The organism is Nonomuraea rubra (assembly GCF_014207985.1).
GTDB classification, from domain to species: Bacteria; Actinomycetota; Actinomycetes; order Streptosporangiales; family Streptosporangiaceae; genus Nonomuraea; species Nonomuraea rubra.
In genome coordinates this window covers 12,260,010-12,282,570 of sequence record NZ_JACHMI010000001.1, presented here as the reverse complement: position 1 = coordinate 12,282,570, position 22,561 = coordinate 12,260,010, and the positions used below count along the sequence as shown (strand labels likewise).

General features: G+C 65.0%; 25 protein-coding genes and 1 pseudogene. 12 read left to right on the top strand and 14 right to left on the bottom strand.

The genetic code is table 11. The features are described 5' to 3' along the window. The first annotated feature begins 84 nt into the window (after positions 1 to 84). Positions 85 to 1,302 (top strand): NsdA family TPR-like regulatory protein, encoded by a 1,218-nt coding sequence (locus HD593_RS56870; protein ID WP_185111140.1) that lies wholly within the window; start codon positions 85 to 87, stop codon positions 1,300 to 1,302. Here the strand turns inward: HD593_RS56870 and HD593_RS56865 are convergent. Next, positions 1,280 to 1,843, bottom strand: a complete 564-nt coding sequence (locus HD593_RS56865) for an NUDIX hydrolase (RefSeq protein WP_185111139.1) — start codon at positions 1,841 to 1,843, stop codon at positions 1,280 to 1,282. The two genes, HD593_RS56870 and HD593_RS56865, sit on opposite strands and share 23 nt — an antisense overlap. A 245-nt stretch (positions 1,844 to 2,088) precedes the next feature. On the opposite strand from HD593_RS56865, the gene HD593_RS56860 reads away from it, so the two are divergent. Together HD593_RS56860 and HD593_RS65535 are read left to right on the top strand one after the other, a co-directional pair. Then, positions 2,089 to 6,075: an NACHT domain-containing protein gene (locus tag HD593_RS56860; RefSeq protein ID WP_185111138.1), complete on the top strand. Its 3,987-nt coding sequence runs from the start codon at positions 2,089 to 2,091 to the stop codon at positions 6,073 to 6,075. 664 nt (positions 6,076 to 6,739) lie between these two features. Beyond that, on the top strand, positions 6,740 to 7,057 hold the full coding sequence (locus tag HD593_RS65535; RefSeq protein WP_185111137.1) for a CPCC family cysteine-rich protein: 318 nt from the start codon (positions 6,740 to 6,742) through the stop codon (positions 7,055 to 7,057). A 258-nt stretch (positions 7,058 to 7,315) separates the two neighbouring features. Here the strand turns inward: HD593_RS65535 and HD593_RS65530 are convergent, their stop codons facing one another. Then, positions 7,316 to 7,567, bottom strand: coding sequence for a tyrosine-type recombinase/integrase (locus tag HD593_RS65530; protein ID WP_379478856.1), 252 nt, complete (start codon positions 7,565 to 7,567; stop codon positions 7,316 to 7,318). Positions 7,568 to 7,993: 426 nt separating this feature from the next. Between HD593_RS65530 and HD593_RS63030 the strand changes: the two genes are divergently transcribed. Beyond that, positions 7,994 to 9,034 carry a TolB-like translocation protein gene (locus HD593_RS63030; protein WP_246549841.1) on the top strand — a complete coding sequence of 347 codons (1,041 nt, stop codon included), beginning with the start codon at positions 7,994 to 7,996 and terminating at the stop codon, positions 9,032 to 9,034. 53 nt (positions 9,035 to 9,087) lie between these two features. On the opposite strand, the pseudogene HD593_RS65525 reads toward HD593_RS63030, so the two are convergent. From HD593_RS65525 to HD593_RS56825, 5 genes and pseudogenes are all read right to left on the bottom strand, one after another. After that, positions 9,088 to 9,366 (bottom strand): annotated as a pseudogene (locus HD593_RS65525) (tyrosine-type recombinase/integrase); the annotation flags it as partial. 54 nt (positions 9,367 to 9,420) lie between these two features. After that, positions 9,421 to 10,002, bottom strand: a complete 582-nt coding sequence (locus tag HD593_RS56840) for a hypothetical protein (RefSeq protein ID WP_185111135.1) — start codon at positions 10,000 to 10,002, stop codon at positions 9,421 to 9,423. A 253-nt stretch (positions 10,003 to 10,255) separates the two neighbouring features. Next, a complete protein-coding gene (locus HD593_RS56835) occupies positions 10,256 to 10,483 on the bottom strand; it encodes a bacteriocin immunity protein (RefSeq protein WP_185111134.1) in 228 nt (75 codons plus the stop codon). 429 nt (positions 10,484 to 10,912) lie between these two features. Beyond that, complete coding sequence (locus tag HD593_RS56830; protein ID WP_185111133.1) at positions 10,913 to 11,491, bottom strand: NUDIX hydrolase; 579 nt, start codon at positions 11,489 to 11,491, stop codon at positions 10,913 to 10,915. 6 nt (positions 11,492 to 11,497) lie between these two features. Next, positions 11,498 to 11,746: a hypothetical protein gene (locus HD593_RS56825; RefSeq protein WP_185111132.1), complete on the bottom strand. Its 249-nt coding sequence runs from the start codon at positions 11,744 to 11,746 to the stop codon at positions 11,498 to 11,500. Between the two features lie 280 nt (positions 11,747 to 12,026). On the opposite strand from HD593_RS56825, the gene HD593_RS64140 reads away from it, so the two are divergent. From HD593_RS64140 to HD593_RS56800, 5 genes are all read left to right on the top strand, one after another. Continuing rightward, a complete protein-coding gene (locus HD593_RS64140) occupies positions 12,027 to 12,551 on the top strand; it encodes a DUF6461 domain-containing protein (protein ID WP_185111131.1) in 525 nt (174 codons plus the stop codon). Positions 12,552 to 12,604: 53 nt separating this feature from the next. After that, positions 12,605 to 12,847 carry a hypothetical protein gene (locus HD593_RS56815; protein WP_185111130.1) on the top strand — a complete coding sequence of 81 codons (243 nt, stop codon included), beginning with the start codon at positions 12,605 to 12,607 and terminating at the stop codon, positions 12,845 to 12,847. A gap of 134 nt (positions 12,848 to 12,981) precedes the next feature. Continuing rightward, positions 12,982 to 13,992, top strand: coding sequence for an aldo/keto reductase (locus HD593_RS56810; RefSeq protein WP_185111129.1), 1,011 nt, complete (start codon positions 12,982 to 12,984; stop codon positions 13,990 to 13,992). Between the two features lie 46 nt (positions 13,993 to 14,038). Then, a complete protein-coding gene (locus HD593_RS56805) occupies positions 14,039 to 14,701 on the top strand; it encodes a DUF1275 family protein (RefSeq protein WP_185111128.1) in 663 nt (220 codons plus the stop codon). 395 nt (positions 14,702 to 15,096) lie between these two features. After that, complete coding sequence (locus HD593_RS56800; protein ID WP_185111127.1) at positions 15,097 to 15,642, top strand: hypothetical protein; 546 nt, start codon at positions 15,097 to 15,099, stop codon at positions 15,640 to 15,642. Here the strand turns inward: HD593_RS56800 and HD593_RS56795 are convergent. The 3 genes from HD593_RS56795 to HD593_RS56785 all read right to left on the bottom strand — a co-directional run bounded on the left by HD593_RS56795 (position 15,549) and on the right by HD593_RS56785 (position 17,550). After that, positions 15,549 to 15,914 carry a VOC family protein gene (locus tag HD593_RS56795; protein ID WP_185111126.1) on the bottom strand — a complete coding sequence of 122 codons (366 nt, stop codon included), beginning with the start codon at positions 15,912 to 15,914 and terminating at the stop codon, positions 15,549 to 15,551. The two genes, HD593_RS56800 and HD593_RS56795, sit on opposite strands and share 94 nt — an antisense overlap. A gap of 2 nt (positions 15,915 to 15,916) precedes the next feature. Continuing rightward, complete coding sequence (locus HD593_RS56790) at positions 15,917 to 16,294, bottom strand: VOC family protein (RefSeq protein ID WP_185111125.1); 378 nt, start codon at positions 16,292 to 16,294, stop codon at positions 15,917 to 15,919. Positions 16,295 to 16,419: 125 nt separating this feature from the next. Next, positions 16,420 to 17,550: a S1 family peptidase gene (locus HD593_RS56785; protein ID WP_185111124.1), complete on the bottom strand. Its 1,131-nt coding sequence runs from the start codon at positions 17,548 to 17,550 to the stop codon at positions 16,420 to 16,422. A gap of 182 nt (positions 17,551 to 17,732) precedes the next feature. Here HD593_RS56785 and HD593_RS56780 point away from each other — a divergent pair, with 182 nt between their 5' ends. Then, positions 17,733 to 18,191, top strand: coding sequence for a hypothetical protein (locus HD593_RS56780; protein ID WP_185111123.1), 459 nt, complete (start codon positions 17,733 to 17,735; stop codon positions 18,189 to 18,191). Between the two features lie 93 nt (positions 18,192 to 18,284). Here HD593_RS56780 and HD593_RS64135 read toward each other — a convergent pair whose 3' ends face one another. Both HD593_RS64135 and HD593_RS56770 read right to left on the bottom strand, forming a co-directional pair. After that, entirely contained in the window at positions 18,285 to 19,442 is a 1,158-nt protein-coding gene (locus HD593_RS64135) for an MFS transporter (protein WP_185111122.1), read from the bottom strand. Positions 19,443 to 19,558: 116 nt separating this feature from the next. Continuing rightward, positions 19,559 to 20,011 carry a MarR family winged helix-turn-helix transcriptional regulator gene (locus HD593_RS56770; protein WP_221525440.1) on the bottom strand — a complete coding sequence of 151 codons (453 nt, stop codon included), beginning with the start codon at positions 20,009 to 20,011 and terminating at the stop codon, positions 19,559 to 19,561. Between the two features lie 124 nt (positions 20,012 to 20,135). Here HD593_RS56770 and HD593_RS56765 point away from each other — a divergent pair, with 124 nt between their 5' ends. Continuing rightward, positions 20,136 to 21,419, top strand: coding sequence for a TIGR04013 family B12-binding domain/radical SAM domain-containing protein (locus HD593_RS56765; RefSeq protein ID WP_312904398.1), 1,284 nt, complete (start codon positions 20,136 to 20,138; stop codon positions 21,417 to 21,419). Here HD593_RS56765 and HD593_RS56760 read toward each other — a convergent pair. Both HD593_RS56760 and HD593_RS56755 read right to left on the bottom strand, forming a co-directional pair. Beyond that, positions 21,416 to 21,664, bottom strand: a complete 249-nt coding sequence (locus HD593_RS56760; RefSeq protein WP_185111121.1) for a hypothetical protein — start codon at positions 21,662 to 21,664, stop codon at positions 21,416 to 21,418. The genes HD593_RS56765 and HD593_RS56760 overlap by 4 nt on opposite strands. Before the next feature lie 40 nt (positions 21,665 to 21,704). Next, on the bottom strand, positions 21,705 to 22,214 hold the full coding sequence (locus HD593_RS56755; protein ID WP_185111119.1) for a VOC family protein: 510 nt from the start codon (positions 22,212 to 22,214) through the stop codon (positions 21,705 to 21,707). A gap of 156 nt (positions 22,215 to 22,370) precedes the next feature. Between HD593_RS56755 and HD593_RS56750 the strand changes: the two genes are divergently transcribed. After that, positions 22,371 to 22,559 (top strand): hypothetical protein, encoded by a 189-nt coding sequence (locus HD593_RS56750; protein ID WP_185111117.1) that lies wholly within the window; start codon positions 22,371 to 22,373, stop codon positions 22,557 to 22,559. Positions 22,560 to 22,561 lie beyond the last annotated feature (2 nt).

Genomic DNA, 22,561 nt, shown 5'->3' with positions numbered 1-22,561 from the left:
TCTCACGCTGATATAGCACGAGCGCATATAGGCTCCACGGCGGAGCACGACATCATCCCGGCAACGGAAAGCCGGAGGTCCGAAATGCAAAATGGCGCGTTCGACCCAATTGAGCTACCCGATGCCGTCTGGGATCAGGACGAAACCCGGGAAATACTCAAAAGCCGCGACATTGCCGGACTTTTCAGGATCGCCCGAAAATACGGCGCCAGCCAGGTCCGCATCGGCACCGCCACCGGCCTGGGCCAGCCTCGCGTCAACAAAATCCTCAACGGGGGCGGCTGTATCAAGGAGCTCGCCGTCATCGAGCGCGTCGCCAACGGCCTGCGCCTGCCCGATCACGCCCGCATGCTCCTCGGCTTGGCCCCGCTCGCCGGTACACCCCAGGCCCACGAAGAGGACGACGAGCACGAAGACCAGGCCCGCGAACTCGCCGCACTGCTGGACAGCACGGCGACCATCGACCCGACCACGGTCATGATCCTGCGCACCGATACCAACAACCTGCGCCTTCTGGATCGGCGGCTCGGGGGAGTGGCCATCGCGGACAAGATGCTCGCGCAGATCTCGCAGATCCAGCGTGCACACCGTCACTCCGTACGCCCCGGTATGCGCGCCGAGCTCGCCCACCTCCTCGCCGAGACCGCGTCCCTGGCCGGCTGGCAGGCCATTAACGCTCTGGCCCTCAAGGACGCCTGGCACCACTACGAGCAGGCCAAGGCCGCCGCCTACGAAGCCGAGGATCCCGCTGTCCTGGCCTACGTCTCCGGCGAACAGGCCTATGTCCTGATGGAACTCGGCCGGCCTGCTGAGGCGATGGAGCTCCTTCAGCACGTGCACGCCCAGCATCACACCCGCGTACCCGCCCGACTCAGGACCTGGCTCTCATCCGCCGAAGCGGAAGCCGCTGCTGTCCTGGGCGATGAGGCCACCTGCCGCCGAGCCCTCGATCAGGCCGTCTCGCTGCTCCCCGGCGGGGACGCCGACCCGGACATGCCCTACCTGTCGATCAACACCCACCACCTGGCCCGCTGGCGCGGCAACTGCCTGGTTCGCTTCGGTGACCCCGCCACCGCCGAGGACCTGCGCTCAGCCCTGGCCGGGATGGACGGCACCTACAACCGCGCGGAGTCCGGCGTCCGCTGCGACCTCGCCCACGCCCTGCTCGCCGCCGGAGACGCCGAAGCCGCCCAGCCCCACATTCAGCGAGCCCAGCAGTTGGCCACCATGACCGGCAGCCGCCGGCAACGCCGTCGCATCAACGAACTGGCCAAGGCCGTCAACCGCGGTCTTGGTTGTTGAGCCACACCTGCGCCTGCAGCACCCCGACCAAGGTCCCCGACGTCCAGATGTCCCCGCGGGCTACCAAGCCCGGGATCTCGCTCATGGGGACCCACTCGATCCGGTCGGCCTCTACTTCACCCTCAGGCTCGCCCACCAGCTCAGCCCCACGCCCAACGAACAGCATGTGCTCGGAGTCGACCATCCCCGCCATTGGCTGATACGAGACCAGAGGCTCCAAGCCCTTCGGCCGATACCCGGTCTCCTCCTCCACCTCCCGGAGAGCGGTGACCATCGGATCCTCACCCGCCTCGATCAGCCCGCCGGGAAGCTCCCACCCCCACCGATCGAACACGAACCGATGCCGCCACATCATCAACACCCGGTCCTGCTCATCCAGCACGACAGCGATCGCCGCCCGATCCAGGTGCACCACATGATGCTCAAACCGCTCCCCACCAGGGATCTCCACATCTGCCAGGCCCAACCGGACCCACCGGTTCTCGTAGACGAGTCGTTCTCCGTGCACTATCCAGCGCGTCAGCTCAGCGTCGTCAGCCACACCGCGAAGTTACCTTCTTGCTGATCGGCAGTACATAACTCCGAGAAAAGGCATCGCCGTAGATCCTTCCGAAGGCTGTACTCTGAGCTCTTCCTAGCACCCAGGACAGGAAGCCCGGTGGGTTCAGGCTGAGGGCGGCAAGTGCAATGGCAAATCTAGCCACAATCTGATCGAAAGGGCGATAACCACGCATATCGGGTGAACATAGGGTGGAACATGTCTCACCCATCGGATACTCTCAGCTCGTGACCGACTACCGTCTCGACGGGCTAAGCCCTCGTAGCTTCGAGCACTTCGTACAGGCTCTATGCATAAAGACGATAACAGAGACGACCACTCCTTTTGGAGACGGTCCTGACGGAGGTCGCGAGGCAACCTTCGACGGTCCAACCAAGTATGGTGTCGATTCCGGTCAATGGAACGGCTATGGCGTCATTCAGGCGAAATTCCTCCAACGCCCAAGCAATTCGACCGCGGATGGTCGATGGGTACTTAAGGAACTCAAAGCCGAGTTAGCGAAGTATGCTAAGCGAGACTCTAACCGGCAAATGGACTACTACATTTTGGCTACCAACGTTGCTCTAACTTCTGTTTCTCGTACCGGAAGCAAGGACAAAGTTTTCAGAGAGCTTCGCCAATTTGCCAGGAAGCATCAGCTAAAAGATGTAGACGTATGGGACTATGACAAGCTTCGCATCCTCCTCGATAATAACAAGGATGTGCGTGAAGCGTATATGGCATGGGTGACACCAGGTGACGTTTTGGCAGAACTGGCCCAGACACTGCAGTCTCAGCGACCCGATTATCGCTACTTAATTGCTCGGTTCTTACAGAAGGAGCTACGTGTTGACCAATTTGCCAAATTGGAGCAGGCAGGCCATTCGGCCGATGAGGCAATACCGCTTTCGCAGGTATTCGTAGACGTACCAGTGGCAGCGGAGCCGCATCCTGACCTAACAATCGATAGCCCTCATGGTATGCAAGCCAGCAAAGACCTATACTTTGCGGATCTCATTATCCGTGAATCATCCCTCCACTGTCGACAGGATGATTGGCAGGATAATTCTGAAAGAGCGCGGCCAGTTGGACGGCACGTTCTCATTGGAGGACCAGGGCAGGGAAAGACAACAGTCGGGCAGTATATATGTCAAGTATTTCGCGCAGCGCTGTTGGTTGATCTCCCAGATGGAACTGTTGAGCATGAGCCGGCAGCCATAGTAGCTGCGATTAAAAAACAATGGGATGACGGTCTTCTTGCCAAGCCTGGAGCGCGTCGAATCCCATTTCGGGTAGTCCTAAGCGAATTTGCTAAAAGTCTTGCCGATAAGCAAACTACCAGTGTCTTGGGATACCTAACTAATGTCTTCAACATGAGAACAGACGGCGATCTAAGGATACGTGACTTCCAATCCTTACTCGCCGCCTATCCAAGTATTCTCATATTTGATGGCCTAGACGAAGTTCCCGCGTCGACAAATCGCGACCAAGTCCTAGGGGCTATTAAGGACTTCTGGGCTGACATAGCTTCTTCAAAGCTAACAGGCTCCGACATTGACGTCTTGGTCGTCGCCACCAGTCGGCCTCAGGGATATAATGAGGAATTCTCGCCCAAGTTTTATTCCCATCACTGGATGACCCACCTTTCCCCTAATCAAGCCATCGAATATGGAAGTAAGCTTGCAGAGGTTAGATTCAGCGGAGATGTTGACCGGGTAGAGAAGATTAAAAGGCGCATTCGTCGTGCAGCCGAAAACGAGGCGACTGCGCGTTTAATGCGAAGTCCTTTGCAAGTCACCATTCTAACGTTACTGTTAGACCGCATGGGACAACCCCCGCAGGAGCGTTGGCCTCTCTTTGACGAGTATTTTAAGCTGATTTACCATCGAGAGATCGAAAGGGATATTCCGGCCGCTGCGGTCTTGCGTGAGTATAAAACTGACATCATTACCGTTCATCGACAGGTCGGCCTCCTGCTGCAAGTTGAAGCGGAACGATCAGGCGGAACTGATGCGAAGCTGACAATTGGTCAATTCCAAAAGATTGTGGAGTGCCACCTTCACGAAGAGGGGCACGAGAGCGAAAGTCTTTCCACGCTTGTCGCATCCATTATCGAGGCCGCAGCACACCGACTAGTGTTTCTTGTCGGGCTCGAACAAGGCCAGGTTGGTTTTGAGATTCGCTCCCTGCAAGAGTTTATGGCCGCAGAAGGTCTGATGGCTGCTGATGACAAGATGACCCAAAATCGCTTGAAGGCCATAGCGGGAAATACCAACTGGCGCAATGTATTTCTCTTCGCCACGGGCAAGTGCTTTTTTGACCGTCAATATTTGCGTGACACTATTCATGCGGTTTGTAGCGAGCTTAATGATGATATCGAGGACAGGGTTGCTAGGTACACGCTTGCAGGCTCTGAACTAGCTCTTGACGTTCTGGAGGAAGGTTCCGCACGACGCCAGCCACGATGGAATCGAATGCTTACACGTACAGCCCTGAGGCTTTTAGATGATCAGTTCACAGATTGGGCACCTCGCCTCGCTAATGTATGGCAGAAGGAAACTTCGGACGTCTTCTTATCTGAAATACGTAGCAGAATTGGCGGTAGCGATCCGAATGCTGCAAACAATGCATGGGTATGTCTTAGCTACCTAGCAGAGCACGACGCAGATTTCGCGCTTCTTTTTGCGAATCTGCTCGATAGTCGAAATATTGATGAGGAGTTGTTCCAGACGCTCCTCGTGGATGGCAACCACGATTCAGCATCACTGAACGGGTTTTTGGCCGGGAGAATTCTTGATTACCCGGCCAGTGCTCTCGCTCGGGCCCAGGGACCAATACGTGTCGCGGGCCTAGACGATGCACGTCAAACGTGGGTCAGCACGCCATCAGCTCCTGATTGGCTCGGCCCATTAGCAAATCTACTCTGGTTTCCAAGCCGCAAAAGTGGAGATAAGTCAATCAGGATTACGAGTGGGCGCAAACTCCTGCTAGTGGGTCGATTTCCCCCAATCCTGCCGACACGCCTAAGTGAGGCAATCGACACGTTTCCAGGAGGAGATCAAGGCTGGGATGCTATTAGAGCATATCTCGACTTCATGAAATCTCCTAACAGTGACAACCTTGCTAAGGTTCTTATCTCGGCGGCGCGTGAGGCAGATTATTACGTAGTATTCAAAATCGCATCTTTGGCGCCATGGCCACTTGCAGAAGCGCTGATCGCGTTTTGGGATCCGGATAGCACGGAAGCTTTGGTAAGCGCCGCTAGCAGTGGTGCCTTGGGGGACATTGATGATTGGCTGACTTGGCAGCAGGATTGGTTTGGGCGTGGCGTGCATCTCCAGCAACTTCATGATGGAGATATTATGAGGAGTGGGATAGCTGGCAAGCCATGGTTCCCGATAAGGCTGCTAGAGAGGGAATCGCATAATATTCCATACCCTAAAGATCCGCGCAACCTTATAAATGCTGCAATCGAATCTCCTGCTGGGCGGGTTCGTGAATTCCTGGCCAGTATGGCCTTGTCGCCGAGAGGGAGGGCGTCTATTGTCTTCGACGCCAGTTTCGCTGCTCTCTTAGACGGCGTGTTTGAGACGTCTCCGATGCTTGGGGTGCAATTATTGTGCCAGGTGTCTCCTGATGCGTTAAGAAAAAGCAGATGGGTCGAAGCTATCGCGAAATCTATTCGCCGAAATAGCAGTCTACATCTCATGTTCTTGCACGATATCAACGAGCGTAGATACGGCGATATAATGCAGCAGGCTTGGCTTGATCACCCGCAAGAAAAAGAGCTGCTGTTGGCTCTCTCCTATGTTGGAAATAGTCTTGAGCCCCACGCGCTCTTCCTTGAAAAGCTTATAAAGCTCGACACGTCTGAGATTTCAATAGAAGTGCGGCTTGCGCGCATAATGCTGCTATTAAGGTGCGGTTATTGGAATGAATCATTGATTGCTGAGCTTCGTGAATGTGAGGAAGATAACCCGAAGGAGCTGTCTGAGGCTCTCCACATACTATTGCTGGCCTTCAGCTCGTCGGGTTCGGCTAAAGAGGACATTCTAGTCAATTTATACGAGTCCGGCATATTGCATACTAGATGGACGGGACTTGCAATCCGTATACTTAGAGAGAAAATGAGATCGCGTCAAAGTGTGCTCACCCGTATAGCAGCTTGGGGGGAGCTGGGATTTTCTAGAGAACTGTCTCAACTGATCGCTTCGGATTTCCAAGCTCGCAAATAAGGCTTTGGATGTTGCGTCTACCATGGATATGCATTTGAGCGGACTGTTAATTTAAGGCGCGGTATGCTTGAAAAGGGCATCGTTGGGCTGTTAACCTTCTTTCCATCGTTGAGCCGGGCCACGCCAGTCTGTAGCGATGCGGAGACTCTTAAGGTGAACACGATAAGCGTGCGCATCTTGCTCGGTATCGGCCAGTTCGAGCCACACCTATAAAACCCCGGCGGGGAACGCACCGACAGCTGCCCTTGGGCGCTCGCCCTCAAGGACTTGCCGAATTGATCTCTCAGGTATCAAGCGGCGGCGCGGCGCGCCGCCGTACCTCCGGCCCTCCGCCCGCCCGCCGTCCGGGCGTGCGGCCTGGGGGCCGGTCCCGGACGGCGGCGGGACAGCGGGCCGGCCACCGCACGCCGCCCCCGCCGTGTCAACCGAACGCACCGACCAGGGTTGCCACGCCGCCGCACAGATGCAGCCCTACGATCGCCACTGCATGGCTGGCCATCGTGCATGATCGGGGGCGATCGAAGGTCCAGAGCTTCGTTCCTCAGCCCTGGCCCACGGTGTTGCGGGGTGCGGGTAGTGATCGTCGGAAGGTCGGAGGCAACTCCCGACGGCCAGGAAGACGCAGGTCCAGAATGCCTACAGATGCTCGGAGCCGTACGGCATCATGACTGTCATGACCCATCCCAGCATGGAGGAGATCCGCGAACGCAAGCGATGGGTCCTGTCTCTGATGGAGGTACAGGGCGGAGACTTCCTTCGGCTACCGCCAGGCGATCAGGCGTACACCTGCCCATGCTGCTTTCTCCCCACCCTGCACTACCGCGGCGGCTTCGAGATGTGTGAGGAGTGCTGTTGGGAGGACGACGGACAGGACGATCACAACGCTGACGTAGTGATGGGTGGCCCCAACGGATCGGACACCTTGACCGCAGAGCGACAGCGCTACCGAGAGGCTCAGGGACTGCCGCCACTGGAGCTGTGAGGGCCCGTGCAACTGCTCCCTTAGTTGCAGTGCTAGTTGCAATCCAGTGCCGTCTCACTTCGTTCCAGATGGACCGGGCGGGTCTGTTGATCCAGGTTGAACGGATCTGGACGGTCAAGATCCGAGCTGCTAATGCGGTTTGGGTTTACCGCCCATCCGGGGTTCAAATCCCCGATCCTCCGCAGGTAGGAGGCCCTCTCCCCTTAACCGGGGGGAGGGCCTTTGATCTTCTAAGAGGGCCAAGGTTGCAGTTGGCCGTTAGGGAGTGCCCCATGGGGCCTCGTCCATGCGGTTGCTGGCGTCCTTCATCTGGAGGGGCGCCACATGGGTGTAGCGCTCGGTGGCCGTGACGCGGGTGTGGCCGAGGACCTCTTGCACGACCCGGATGTGGACACCCTGCTCTATCAACAGGGTCGCCGCTGTGCGCCCCGCGTCGTGAACCCTGGCATCAAGTACGCCAGCCTGCTTGAGGATGGACGTCCTCTGCTTCCAGTCCTCCGTGCGCTCGATCGGGCCGCTGAGTTTCGTCGTGAAGACGAGATCATGATCGGTCCACTTGTGCCCGGCATTCAGCCGCTCTGCGGCCTGGAGCTTCTTGTGCGCGCGTAGGAGCGCCGGAGGGCACTGGAGCGTGCGCCTGACTCTTCCCCTTGCGTTGCCGAAAGAAGAGGCCGCCGCCCGTACGCCTCGGGCACTTGTCCGCGTGGCCCGTGCAGTCCTTCGGGCAGGGACGCTTGCAACAGCGATGGGAATGCTTCCCGCCCCTAGCGATGCTTCGCATTGGCGCGGAGTCGCGCCTGGTGGATGGTGATTCAGCCGTGATCAGAGTTCCGACCCTTGAAGCGTAGGATCGAAATCATGCTCCCGCCGGAACATCCAACTGCCAGTGCCAAAGCCCGGCACGCCAACTTATATAGGGCCGCGACCATAGTGCTGATGCTGATTCCCTTCACGTTGTCGTGCACTGTTCAGGATGCCACTCCACCTCTCCCAGCGCGTCCACAGGTGCTGCCCGAAGTGCCCGAACTTGAGTTGGCGGCGAACATATGGCGTGATGCTGTTGTCAAGGTGCCTGCGAAGGCCAAGGGCGAGCCAGCCATCAAGCCGGCGGCCATGTTGAGCGAGGACGAGGCTCTGATGGTCACCTCGTCAGAGATGCGTCCCACTTTTTACTCCTATGACCTTCGTACTGGCGGGGTTCACGCCCTCGGCACTGCGCCGAAGTGGGCAGAATGTAGTTTGTGCTTCGAGATCATGAGCGTGGCCACGAGTGAGACCAGGATCGTGTGGAGCGCAGGGGTCTACCGCTCGGAACCGTGGAACGCGGGCAAACGACACATGGAACTGTGGACGATGCCCCGGTCGGGCGGTGAAATGAGATTGGTGACCTGGTTGACCGGGCATGGCGAGGTGCCGTTTGAGGACAAGCTGTCGATAGTCGGTGATGACGTCGTTTGGTACGGAGATCGGCATGCCTATCGTGTGCCGATGGGTGGAGGGCCCGTTCAGCGGCTCCCGTCGGCCGCGCAGACGGCGCCGACGGCTGTGCGGGAATTGGATGGAACGCAGTGCGGGCGCGAGTGGTGTGTCGGCATGCCGCCAACTCGTCTCTATGAACTGACCAAACTCGTAGTGCTGCGAAAGGACGGGACGGAGCGTCGAGAAGTCGTGGCGTCGTACGGAGGGCCCCTGATGAACGATCGGTTCGGTCTTTTCGGGGGGCCGTATGTTAATGACAACAAGGAGATGAAGTACACGGCGAAGCATCCCGCGCCACAGCCGGTTCAGTACGACCGATGCACGGAGAAATCGGGGAGGATCGGCGGGCTGCTGGAGGACAGCGCCGCTTACGACGTGTTCACGGGAGGCGAGCGTGCGGCCAACCCAGAGGAACCGCTCCTATACTGGAACTCGTCTGACCGTAAATCGTGGATAGTGCTTGATCTGTCACGCATTCCCGACTCTTCGTGCACGTAAAGTATGCGAGTTGCCATGGATAGCTTTCCGTGCGGTCTCGTGAAGGTGCCGTTGGTGTAGCGCTCGGTGGTCGTCGCACGGGTGTGACCGAGAACTTGCTGTACGACTCGGAGGTTCACCCCCTGCTCGATGAGTAGGGTCGCGGCGGTGTGCCGAGCGTCGTGTACCCGGACGTCCCGAACGCCAGGCCTGCTTGAGGACGGTCTTCCACAGCTTCCAATCCTCGGTTTCCAGTCCTCGGTGCGTTCGACGGGAGTGGCGAGCTTGGCCGCGAACACCAGGTCATGGTCCTGCCGGCGATCCTCCGTCCTCTCTCGCCCGGCGCCTGGCATTCCGCGGTGTGCCTTGAGCTGAAGAAACTCGCCGTCGACAGCGACGCGCCGCCGTCATTCGACCGGCAGCTCCGGACGTCCGTCCTGCCCGCTTGGATCCAGTCCAAGCAGGTCCTCGTGCAGCCCTTCAAGGGTTCGGCCGGTCGGTACCGGATCGCGTCCGGTGACCTCGACCAAAAGCCAGCTTGGAAGCTGCTCCTGGAGCATCTCTGACACATCGTCCTCGGTGAGATCCGGCTCATCAAGGCGATACAGCACCCCGAAGATGGTTTCGAAGGCGACCCATCGAGCCAACGTGCCGATCTCCTCCGGGCTGACACCCAACTCGTCCACCAGGCGAAGCAGCACCTGCCCCGCATCGGAAAAGGGCCCACTTGGATTGCGCTGAAGCTCTCGTCGCGTGTTGGCTATCCAGGTGGCGGCGCTGTCTCGGTGGGCATCGATATGCTCTGACCACAAGCCGCGCAGCAGCCGGAACCTCGCGAGGTGAGGTACTCCCTCATCCATCTCCGCACGAGTGAACCCTTCGGGATCTCTCGCACCCAGAGCTGCGAATTTGTCGCGAAGCGCCATGGCCTCAGCTCGGACACCCGGAGCGAGAGCCGCGAGCCAATCAGCCCACGCGAGATTGTCCATACGCCGACTGCTCCATCCATGGTTGCACCCAGCCTCCGGCGGGGCTCCGGCTCCGAGATGATCGCCGGGCCCTGGGTGCTGCCCCGTGGCCCTGGCCCGCTTCCCCTTTGGGCGGGTCGACGGCAGACGGGACGATCAGGCAGGGTGAGGTACGCGCACCGCACAGGAACTCTCACCTCCGTCAGCGACATTGCGATGTTCTGCATGGGGTTGGCGCCATCCATCGCGGTACATCGACGACGCCGGCTCTACGTCAAGGTGCGATAGGGCGGTAGCTCAACGCCTGATCAACGACTTGTTCCGCGGTAAGCTCAGTTCCTTCGGGCCAGAAGATCAGGTCGGAGACATATTCCGAAGGACACACGAGCGCGCGGCTCATTTTCTCCAGCCAGCCGTTAAGTTCCCGCTCGTCTCCGTACTCCCCGTCCATGATCCGCTGTACCAAGGAGATCGCTTCCGCTCGACTCAGGTGCGCGCTCAACTAGTACCCTCCCTTGCTGCTGTTTCTTGGTTCGCTCTCCGCTGACTCCTGACGGCATTGTGCAATAGACGCGCAAGGATCTTGGTTTCAGGGGCGGTGAGGTCGACTCCTGCCGCAGGTGGAAGGCCATCTCTCGGTCGCAACGGTCACGTGCTGTAAGCCGAAGAGCCTTGGTCGTGGCCCAGGCGGCGTGATTACGGAGCGTGAGACGATCTGGACGGTCGGGATCCGAGCTGCTGATGCGGTTTGGGCTTGCCGCCCATCAGGGGTTCAAATCCCCGGCCCTTCGCAGGTAGGAGGCCATTTCCCAGATCTTGGGAGGGGGCCTTCTGATCTTCTGTGTGCGGCGGTGGGACACCGGGCCGGGCGCCGTACGCCTGCCGCGTCGTACCAACCGAACGCTCCGACCGGGGATTGCCGGGCCGCCCCTTACGGTCTGGTACCGGTGTCCGGTGAATCCCAGGACAGGACCACCGGCTCGGATGGCATCTCTCCACTCAGTAGGAGTTCCAGCAGGTCGGCGAGGCCGGCGGGGAGCACGCATTCATCCGTGGTACGCAGGTCGGCCGGCGTCCACCAGCGGAAGACGTCCAAGAGAGAGCGCTCGAACTCCTCCATGCCGGAGAAGTCCACCTGCAGGGACGGCACGCGGAGGAAGAAGAAGGAGTGCTCCGAACGCATCGGCGTGCCGTCGTGACGGGTCCAGTCGCCGACGCTGGTGGCAACGAGAGGTCCCAAGGCGCCGGGACGGACATCGTGCCCGATCTCCTCATGGAGCTCTCTCGCGGCTGCCATGCGCGGCGTCTCCCCAGGTTGGATGCCGCCCCCAGGGGTGTACCAAGCGTAATAGGGATCTTGGACGGACCTCAGCGCCCGGTACAGCAGGATCCGGTTACGGCCGTCGACGAGCAGGACGCGAGCCGACGCGCGCAGGATCGGTTGGGGAACGGGCGTAGCCCGGATGCTCGCGGGCGGGATGGTGTGATGAGGTGCTCCATCGCCGAGCATGTGGCCTCACTGCGATCCGCGGGTGCGCCGGCGCACTAGGACGATCAGCCCTATCTGGATGCCAAGTAGCATCAGCGCGATCAGCCCCGATGCGGTGATCGTCTCTTCCTCTGAAAGCCCGCCAACACATTCCGTTATGTTGCCGCCCTCATATATGAGGGCGCAGCTGCGTCCAAGGGCCATGGCGATGATGAACCAGTTGACAAGCAGAAGGGGGACTGCGCCCAAGACCAGGAGCGGTGTGATGTGGTTCACCCTTCCACTCGCCGGGTTCACCTTCGCCGGAAGGGGTTTGAGACGCCCAGCTGTATCGAGATCGCGACTCACTCCGAACACGTAAGCATGAGTAGACGATCAGGACAAGGTCGGTGCGGCCCACTTCCAATCCGGCGGGTGGGTACTGCAACAGCCCCGCACGATGAATCAAGATCACTTGCGAGTGCCCGGCCGGTCGTGCCTGTTCCCTTCCGGCGTAACGCCCGCTGCCCGTAGCCTGTCCTTCGAAGTTCCGGACATGCGCGAAAGCAGGTACCCGGTGGACAGCGCGTCGCCGATGTCTTACGCCTGGTTTGTCGAGGAGTATCGAAGGGACAGTGACCTGATCGGCGTGACGTTCGTGCGGGGCCTGTCTCCTGAGGGGGCGTTGCGCCGGATCGGCGCCACGCCCGGTGACATCTCCCGGGAAGTGGGCATCGCCGCCTACGCGGCGGACGGCGGAGCGGTCCTGATCGACTACCACTGCTGGCCACTCCCAGAGAGCCTCTCCCAGGGTACGGAGATGGCGCGGGTCGTCACAGGCGACACCATCGACGAGCACTTCGTCTACTCCGCCGACGGAGTGGTGATCACGAGCTTCGAGCCGTACTTCCCTGGCGATCGAGAGGGCAGTGAACCGGATCGCCTGCTGTCCCACATGCAGGTTCTGGGCATGCGGCTGGACGGGGAGGCTGACCCGCGGACTCGCCTCGCTCTCGCCATCGCGCTGGCCGCGCGGTCCACCGGGGTCACCCTGACATCGGCTCACTACGCGGCAGAGCCTACGGTCGGGTCGATCGACTGAAGGGTTCGGCAGGCGCCTCGACCCCACGGTCCTTGATCCCCGACAATCACCTCGTGCGTCTCCTCTTGAGGTCGGCCCTGGCGGGGTCCGCGGTGGCGGTCTTACTGGTGCTCCTGCTCCACTGGCCGACCTCAGACTCGGAGTCCGAGCTCAGGCTGGTGCAGGTGTTCGCCCTGGCGCCCTTCCTGCTGAGCATGGCGGTGGCCGGGTTCATCCCTGCGGCCCTGCTCTGTGCGTGGTTGTTCGGCGGAAAGCCGGCGGGCACGCCACAGGGAGACAGCGAACTCCGGGCTTGACCTGGAGTGCGCTCGACCTCCTAGCGTCGAACGCGTAGTGGGACGCCGTCCCCGTCCGGGCCGGCGGCCATCTGACTCTGCAGCGCACCGCTGTTCAGCCAGCTTCTGACGCCATCGACGACAGGAGAAGTCACGTGAAGACCGTACAACTCGGCCGTACCGGCGAACAGGTCAGCCAGCTCGCCCTGGGGTGCATGATCATGGGCACCGTCACGCCGGAGGGCGAGGCCGTCACCATGCTGGACCGGTACGTGGAGGCCGGCGGGAACTTCCTGGACACCGCCGACTGCTATTGCTGGTGGGAGAACCAGGGGAGTTACGGAGGGGACAGCGAGGAGCTGATCGGCCGCTGGCTGGCCGGGGCGCCCGGCCGACGGGAGAACGTGTTCCTGGCCACGAAGGGCAGCGCCGTTGTGCGGGACCTGGACGCGGTCTGGGCCGACGGCCGGCCCGACTGGAGTGCCGCGTACCGGAACTTCGTCGGGGCCGGGGCGAAGACGTTGCGGGACGCGATCGACGGCAGCCTGCGCCGGCTCGGCACCGACCACGTCGATCTGTACTACGTGCACGTCGACGACCGGGCCACGCCCCTGGAGGAGACGCTGGAGGCGCTCGCCGGCATCGTCCAGGCCGGAAAGGCCAGGTACATCGGCTGGTCCAACGTGCGGACCTGGCGGCTGGAGCGGATCCGGCAGCTGTGCGCGCAGCACGGCTGGCCGGCGCCGGTCGCGCTCCAGCAGCAGCACTCCTACCTGCGGCGCCGCGCGGGGCTGCGGCACGTGTCCATCGTGGACGACGAGCAGCTCGACTACCTGGAGACGCACGACGACCTGACGCTGGTGGCGTACTCCCCGATCCTCAAGGGCATCTACGACGACCCGGCCAAGCGGAGGGGCCACGGGATCATGGGGGCGTACGAGGGGCCGGATGCCGAGGCCCGGCTGGCCGCGGTCGGCGAGGTGGCCGCCGAGGTCGGGGTGACGCCGAACGCGCTGGTCCTCGCGTGGATGATGCACCAGACCTCGCCCGCGATCGTGCCGCTGATCGGGCCGCGTACGCTCCAGCAGTACGAGGCGGCGCTGCCGGCGCTCGACGTCAAGCTCACGGCTGAACAGCTCAGCCGGCTCGACACCGCCGGTGCCTGACTCCTCAGGGTCGATTACCCTGAGTGGTCGATATAGTGCGTAGAGCATGCGGATGCCACGGTTCTCGATGCTCGGCCTGGCGCTCGCGGCGGGGGCCGTCGATGCGCTGAGCTTTCTGGCGCTCGGACAGGTGTTCACCGCGAACATGACGGGGAACGTCGTGCTGCTCGGCCTGGCGCTGGGCTACGGGCGTACGGCGCACGTGATGGCGTCCGGGCTGGCGTTCGCCGGGTTCTGCGCCGGGCTGGCTGCCGGCTTCCTCCTGGTCGGACGGGGGGCCGGCGGCGGCGCGGCGCGGGGCCCGGCCGCCGCACTGGGCCTGGAGCTGGTGCTGCTGGCCGGGATCGCCGTGGGGTGGTGGGCCGTGCAGGTGCCCCGGCCGGTGCTCGTCGCGGCGTCGGCGGTGGCGATGGGGTTGCAGAGCGCGGTCACGCGGTGGGCCGGCGGGTCCGGGTTGTCCACGACGTACGTGACGGGCACGGTGACCGGGCTGGCGGGGCAGGTCGTCGCCTTGTGGCGGCCTGGGAGGGATGGGGGGAAGGGCGGCGGGATCGGGCGGCCGCTCGGGGTGGTGCTGGCGCTCGCGGTGGGGGCCGTGGTCGCGGCCCTGGCCCTGCGGCTGTACGAGCCCGCGGCGCCGCTGATCGCTCCGGTGGCCGTGGCGGTGGCGGCGGGCTGGTGGGCCTGGTCCGCGAGGCGTGGCCGGTGAGCAGCTTGGGTGCCTGAGCCTCGAACTCGCGAGGGAGCGGGGTGAGGCACTCGCGGGTGGGCCGCGGGCGGGATTAGCGTGGAGCGGGAGATCGCCCGCGATGACCCGGGGGTGGCCACATGCAGCCTGCCGCGGAGCCGCCGCAGGAGCTGCTGGAGCGGCTCGTCGAGGCGGACGAGCGCGTACGGGGCCCAGCGGAGCATGAGGGGCAGGCCGTGGGACTTCCCCTACCGCCACCTGCCGGGCAATGTCTTCGCGCTGGGCGCGGTGGTCGTCTGCATGACCATGCTGTCCGTGGTCTGGTTGTCGTACGGGACGGCGCTGAAGGTCGGGGGCGTCATGTCCGAGCTGGGGGACGAGGGGGGTCGTGGAGCTCGCGGATCCTGCTGTTTCTCATGGGCGGCTGGATGGGGTTCCTGGCCGGCGACATCCCGTACTGGCTGCCGGCGGCGGCCCTGATCCCCGGCCGGTTGCGGCGGTGCGGACGGCTGCGCATGGTGTGGATCGATCCGGCGAGCACGCCGGCGATCAGGGATCTGTGCCGTTTCTACGCGTTCGTCGCCGGCGGGCTGGCGGTCACGGTGCTCGTCTTCGAGGTGCTGGCCGCGGTGTACGCGCGCTGGCAGCAGTCGGAGGTGGCCGCCAACGTGGTCATCGCCTTACCGGTGCTGACGGTGGTCGTCGCGCTGTACGTGGGCGTGTGGCCGTTCGTGGTCATCGCCCGCCTGGTACGCGACCACCTGGACCATCTCCTCGACCCCGTACGCGCCCAGATGCGGCGACCCCCGGCCGCCCTGCTGACCACGCCCGGCTCCCCGCGACAGCAGGGAGCCGGGCCCGTGAGCCGCTACGGCTGCAGCACCGACAGGATGTTCCCCGAGGGGTCGGTGAACCAGGCGATCGCCGGGCCTTCGCCCCTGGCGATGCCACGCTCGTCCTGATTCATCCCGTCGTAACGCTCGAACCGCACACCCCGCGCCGTCAGCTCGTCCACCGCCCGGTCGATGTCCTCGACGGGGAAGTTCAGGACGGTGTACGTGGCCGGTGCGTGAGCGGCTCCCTTCGGGTAGACGAGCACGCCGTTCCCGACGGGCAGTGTCAGCATCCCGTGTTCCTCCGAGACGCTGAGGCCCAGCGTCTCGCCGTAGAACTTCTTCGCGCTCTCGACGTCGTTCACGGAGAACCCGCTGAACGCCTTGCCGGTGTCGAGCATCGTCACATCCCCTGCCGGTGTTCCTCGCTGAGCTGAATGATCTGCACGTAGTTGCCGTCCGGGTCGATCGCGGTGGCGAACAGGCTGCCGTCGCGGTCCTCCAGCTCGGCCAGCCACTGCGTGCCCGCCCGTTCCATGCGGGCGGCGACGGCGCGGGCGTCCTCGACGTCGAAGTTCAGTATGACCCTGCCGGGCTCCGGATTCTTGTCCGAAACGTCTGCCCGCGTGTCGATGAACAGGAAGAACTCCCCGAACTTGAGCAGGCGGTACCCGTTGACGTCGCTCGTCTCGCCCGGGTCGAGGGCGGCGGCGTACCAGGTGCTCAGCCGCTCGGGGTCGGTGCTGGACAGCAGCAGGCTGCCGAGTACGGGTCGCTTCATCGCGAGTTCCTTTCTCTTCTTCTCGATGTGCAGACCGGGCGGCCGGCCGGAAGTCATCGGTGCGGGAGAGGAGAAAGGAGCGCGGCGCGCCCGGGGAAGGGCACGCCGCGCGGATTTTCAGGGCGTCAGCCGGTTCTGAGCGTGAGGCCGTACACGCTCAGTGCTTCGTTGACCGGCTGGTGGTACGTGGTGCCGCCGGTGGTGCAGTTGCCGGAGCCGCCGGAGGTCATGCCCTGGGCCTGGCTGCCCGAGATGAACGAGCCGCCGGAGTCGCCGGGCTGGGCGCACGCGCTGGTGCGGGTCAGGCCGGAGACGGTGCCCTGGGCGTACCTGACGCTGGCGTTGTGCTGCTGGATGGTGCCGCAGCGCCAGCCGGTGGTCGAGCCGGAGCGGCAGATGGACGCGCCGACGGAGGCCTGGGTGGAGCCTCGTACGGTCACGTTCGCGCCGCCGGAGCCGCGCACGTACGGCGTGGCGGTGTTGCCGGGCGCGGCGACCCAGGCGTAGTCGTTGCCCGGGAAGGACGAGCCCTGGAAGGTGCCGGTCGGGTTGGTCGTCCTGGAGCCGGCCCGGCCGCAGTGCCCGGCGGTGGTGAAGCCGGGGGTGGTGCCGCGGGTGACGGCGAAGCCGACGCTGCAGCGGCTGGAGCCGATGTAGTACGCGGCACCGCCGATGATGTTGATGAACGTCGTCGGCCGCTCGGCCGTCGCCGACACGACGACCGCGTTCCTGTCCACGCCCGCCGCGGCGACGAGGGCCTCGGCGGCCTCGACGGTGGGAGCCTGGACGGAGACGGTGTTGGTCTTGACGTCGGCGAACCACAGCGAGGCCCCGGCCGAGACCCGCCTGGGGGCCCGGTCGAGCTGCTGCACGATGCCGTTGAGCTGGGACAGCGAACGCTGGACCACGACGGGCTGGGCGCCCTGTGCCTCGATGGACGGTGCGGCCGCCGGATTCGTGGTGGCGACCATGAGCTTGGAGGCGTCGTCGTTCAGCCAGGCGCCGCCGAACGTGTCACCCAGTGCGGGGGTGAGGCTCGCCTCGGCGGCGGCCGCGCGCTCCTCGTTGGCCAGGCGAGTGATGACCTGCGCCTCGGAGAGACCCAGGTCGCGCTCGAGCGCGTCGATCATGGAGGGGGGTGCGGTGGGCGGAGCGGCGGCTTGTGGCGCCGTGTCGGCTGCTGCCGGGCTGAGCGGGGTGGCCAGGCAGACGGCGAGGATGGCGCCGCCTACCAGCGCACAGCGTTTACTCAACATGTGCACTCCTCGGGTGGGGGTGCTGTCAAGCTAACGGTTGCTTCGGGCCCTGTTAGATACCAAACGGACACTATTTCGGTGTTATGGACCCTTTACGGCCATCGACCCGAATATGAAATTTTCAGCCTTTAAGGCGAAGGCCCTGATGGGTGGGTAAGGTGCCGTGGCTGGAGGTGTTCTCTGTGCGTAATGGTGTTCGTCATCTGCTCGGCGCCGGCGCAGGACTGCTGGCCACACCGCTCATCGCGGCGGGCCTTCTCTACTTCGCGAGCGGCCGGGCCCTGGCCGCCTGGATCGCCGTCGCCGCGCTCGGCGCCTCGATGGTCGTGGTCGGCGTGCTGTCAGGGTCGCGGATCTCGCCCATCGGATCGCTGGTGCCCGGGCTGGTCCTGGCCGTGGTGGCGGGGCTGGCGTACGTGCCGGGGGTGCGGGTCGCGGGCCTGCTGCCCGCCGAGTACGCCGAGCCGTACGCGAGGCTGGCGGGGACCTGGGCCCTGCCCCTGGCCTGCGTGTTGCTGGCCGCCTCGGTGTTCCCCGCGCGCTGGCGGGGCGCCACGCGTCCCGAGCCGTCGGCGGAGCCCGAGGACGAGGCCGTCCCCGAGCCGCCGCCACTGCCCAAGCGCATCCCGTCCCGCTACTGACCGGCCCGCGCGGGGCCACCATCAGCGCGGTACCGAACCGACCGGCCCGTGCGGGCCGCCGTCAGGGCGACGACGGGCCCGCACAGGCCGCCGTCAGGGCGATGACCGGACCGACCGGCGCGTGCGGGCCATCGCCAGGGCGATGACCACGTACGGCAGCGCCAGCAGGGCGAACGTCGCCCCGTGCGACACCTGGGACGACGCCGTCCCATACGCGGTGTAGACCCCGAGCGTCACCACGTTCGTCCCCAGGCCGGCCACCGAGGTCACGGTGGCGCGCGCCGGGCCGGTGATGCGCTCCTGCAGGCGCACGTCCGCCAGCACCTGGGCGAGCTGGAACGCCCCGACGGCCAGCCCGATCGCCACGAACCCGGCCGGATGCCCGCTGAGCGCGCCCGCCGCCAGGGTCAGCGCCGCCAGCCCGAGCAGCGCGGCGTACCCGCGGGACCCCAGGCGCTCGGCCGGCCCCGCCAGCAGCCCGCCGGCCGTGGCGCCCACCCAGACCAGCAGGATCAGCAGCGGGATCGTGGCCTTGGCCACGCCCGTCTCCGCCCCCAGGTACGGGACGTACTCCTCCAGCGCGCCCCAGATCGCCGTCACGAACGCGACCAGCAGCATCGCGCGCAGCACCCCTCGATCGGCCCGGGCCAGGCCGATCCCCTCGCGCAGGGCTGCCAGGTAGCCCAGGCCCCCGGCGGCGGCCGGCGCGCGGTGCTCGGGGAGGGTCAGCGCCGTGGCCGCGCACAGGACGCAGGCCAGCACGCTGGCCGCCGCCACGGCGGGATAGCCGCCGGCGGCGAAGACGGGAGAGGCCAGGCCGATCGCCGACGCGCTGCCGGCCAGGCCGAGGGCGGTCGCGCGGCCCATGACGGACGCGTACCTGCCGGAGCGGCCGCGCCGCTCCAGCTCCTCGTACGCGAGCGCCTCGTACGCGCCGGAGACCAGCGCCTCCCCGGCACCCCACAACACGAACCCGGCCGCGAACACCCAGTAGGAGGGGAAGAGCACCCAGAGAGCGAAGCCCGCGCCGCTCAGCAGCGGGCCGAGGAACAGCAGCAGCCGCCGGGAGACCGTGTCGGCCCAGGCGCCCGAGGGGATCTCCAGCACCATGCCCGTCACCGACCAGATGACGAACAGGGTGGAGACCTCGGCGACGGAGATCCCGGTGTCGGTGAACAGCAGCGCGTACACCGGGTAGATCAGGATGAATTCGCTGAGGAACGCGTAGACGTACAGCGATACGACAAGCATGAGGCCTTCCAGGGGGACGAGTGGGGACTCCGAGTGATCGCCGTCAGCTCGGAGGCCCGCGCGCCCCGCGCCGGCCCCTGGTTATGGATCAATGTCGCCAGGTCATGTGAACGAGTCTAGGCGTTGACGTCCCCGATGCGCTCGCGAAAATTCCGCCGCTCCAGTGCCTGGAGCGTGGCCGTCATGAGCTGCTCCAGCGGCACGGGCAGCTCGGCGTCCAGCTCGCGTACGGCCCGCTCCGTGGCCGCCCACTCGGCCTCGATGAGGGGGAGCGCGGCGCGGGCCCGGTCGGTGAGGTGGACGATGCGGTGGCGGGCGTCTGCGCCCTTCTCCAGGGTGACGAAGCCGCTGCGGCGCATCTGGACCACCGTCTGGCTGGCGGCGGAGTGGCTCACGCCGATCGCCCCGGCCAGGTCGCGGATGGCGAGCGGGCCCCGCGCCACCAGCGCGCGCACGACGGGCGAGTAGCGCGGCCGGTAGTCGGGCAGGCCGTGCTCGGCGTAGATGCCGGCGATGGCGCCGTCCATCAGCTCGTGCACGTGCCGCATCAACGTGCCCAGTGCGATCACGACACCAATGTAACAGTGCTGTCGGACTCGTCGCCTGGCGGCTGGCACCCGGCGACGTCACGGCGAACTGTCCAGGTACAGCGGCGCCATGCGGTAGCGGGTGGGCTGGGCTACGCTGCGGGGCGTGGCGCTGGCAGTGTGTGTGGTGGTCCGATATCGCAAGGCGGTGACGTACGGCGTGCACGCGCTGCTCGCCGCCCTGGAGACCGCGGGGGTCGAGCACGAGCTGCGGCTCGGCACCACCCCCGAGGAGACCGCCGGGCACATCCTGGCCAGCGAGGCCGACCGGGTGCTCGTGCTCTGGTCGTTCTACTCGCCCGACGCCGAGGCCATGGCCGCCGAGCTGGCCGAGGTCAGGGCGCGCAGCGGCGAGCGCGGGCTGCACATCGCGGGCGGCGTGCACGCCACCGCCGAGCCGCAGCAGGTCATCGACGCGGGCTGGGACCTGGCGGGCATCGGCGAGGGCGAGTCGACGATCATCTCCCTCGTCCGGGCGCTGCAGGAGGACACGCCGCTCACCGCCGTACCCGGCCTGGCGATCAAGGACGCCGACGGAGTCGCGCTGCGCACCAGGCCCGCGCCCCAGCTCCCGCTCGACACGTTCCCCTCGTTCGCCGGCAGGAGCGGGCCGATCGAGATCACCCGAGGGTGCCGCTACACGTGCCGCTTCTGCCAGACGCCGTTCATGTTCGGCGGGCAGTTCAGGCACCGGTCGGTGGCGAGCGTGCGCGAGCACGTGCGCGGCCTGGTCGAGCGCGGCCTGCGCGACGTGCGGTTCATCACGCCGACCTCGCTGTCGTACGGCTCGCCCGGGCCCGATCCCGATCTCGGGGCGGTGGAGGAGCTGCTGGCCGGGGTCAAGGAGGAGCTGCCGCCGCACGGGCGGGTCTTCTTCGGCAGCTTCCCCTCGGAAGTGCGGCCCGAGCACGTCTCGCCCGAGGCCATGCGGCTGCTCAAGCGGTACGTCGCCAACGACAACCTGATCATCGGGGCGCAGTCGGGGTCCGACCGGGTGCTGGCCGCCTCGGGGCGCGGGCACGACACCTCACCCGTACGCGACGCCGTCAGGATCGCCGTCGAGCACGGCTTTCGGCCGAACGTCGACTTCATCTTCGGCATGCCGGGGGAGTCGGAGTCGGATCAGGCGCAGTCGCTCCGGCTCGCGAGCGACCTGGCCGAGCTGGGGGCCCGCATCCACACCCACACGTTCATGCCGCTGCCGGGCACGCCGTGGCGGGACGCCGAGCCGGCGTTCATCCCGCTGGCGACGATGAGCGAGCTCGACCGGCTGGCGCAGCGCGGCGACGCCTACGGGCACTGGCGCAGGCAGGCCGAGCACGCCGTACGCCTGGCCGAGACCGCCAAGGCGTACCCCCGCAGGGCCCGCCGCAGGCGCACCGCCGACTAGCTCGGCCGGGGGCCGTCGTCCTCGTCGTCCAGCATGCGCAGCGCCCGTTCGAAGGCATCGCTCACCGGCCGCAGCGCCTGCGAGAACGCGTTGACGAGCGGGCCGAAGATCTCGCCCACCTCGGTCATGAGGTCGGGACTCTTGTTCTCGGGAGGCGCCCAGCGCATGGCGTCGGCGCTCAGCGTCTCCCACTCGTCGACGACGCCGTCGATGGCGTCGAGCACATGATCAGGATCGCTTGGCATGACCGGTTCTCCGTGAAGGGGCCGTCAAGCCCACGGTACGTCAAGCGGGGATGGACACGCCCACTCCGCCCCGGGTCTGCCCGCCGTACCGCTGCTTGTCGGCGTTCAGGTCGAGCGGGCGGATGCTGGCGCGCCCGGCGAGGAGCTCGTCGGTCAACAGCGAGGCGGGCACCAGCCACGACACCTCGAACTCCAGCCCGTCGGGGTCCCTGGCGTACAGCGCCTTCGTGGTGCTGTGGTCGGAGGAGCCGACCAGGGCGCCGAGCTCGGCCAGCTTGGCCTGCACGCGCTCCAGCTCCTCCAGGGTGTCGACCTCCCAGGCCAGGTGGTAGAGGCCGACGGAGGTGCGTCCGGCGGAGGAGGGGGACGCCTGCTCGCCGATCTGGAACAGGCCCAGGTCGTGATCGTTGGAGGAGCCGGGGGCCTGGAGGAAGGCGGCGCCCCGCATGCCCATGACGACCTCGAAGCCGAGGGCCTCCCGGTAGAAGGCCACGCTTAGCTCCACGTCGCGGACGTAGAGGACCGCGTGGTTGAGCCGCTGTACCGGCATGATGTGCCCCTTTCATCAGTCCTCTCCAAAATAGTTGAACGCGCATATATCTAGCGATGGCCAGATGAGGACGAACCGACACGCGGGGCTGGCGTAGCGCGCGAACTGTCGGGCCGAGGCCGTAGCGTTCTCCGGGTACCCGACCGAGGAGAGGCGATGTACGACACTGAAGATGCGCTGTTCAGGGCGGTTCACGGGGTCGCGGGGCGGTTCGCCGGCCAGCCCGTTCCCGTGGTGATGGAGGCCTTGCTGCGCCATCTGCCCAAGGGTTCGGGCGTCGAGGTGACGGACATCAGGAGAATCGCTGAGGAGATCAGCGTGGGGCGCGATCCCTCGGGCTTGTGAAC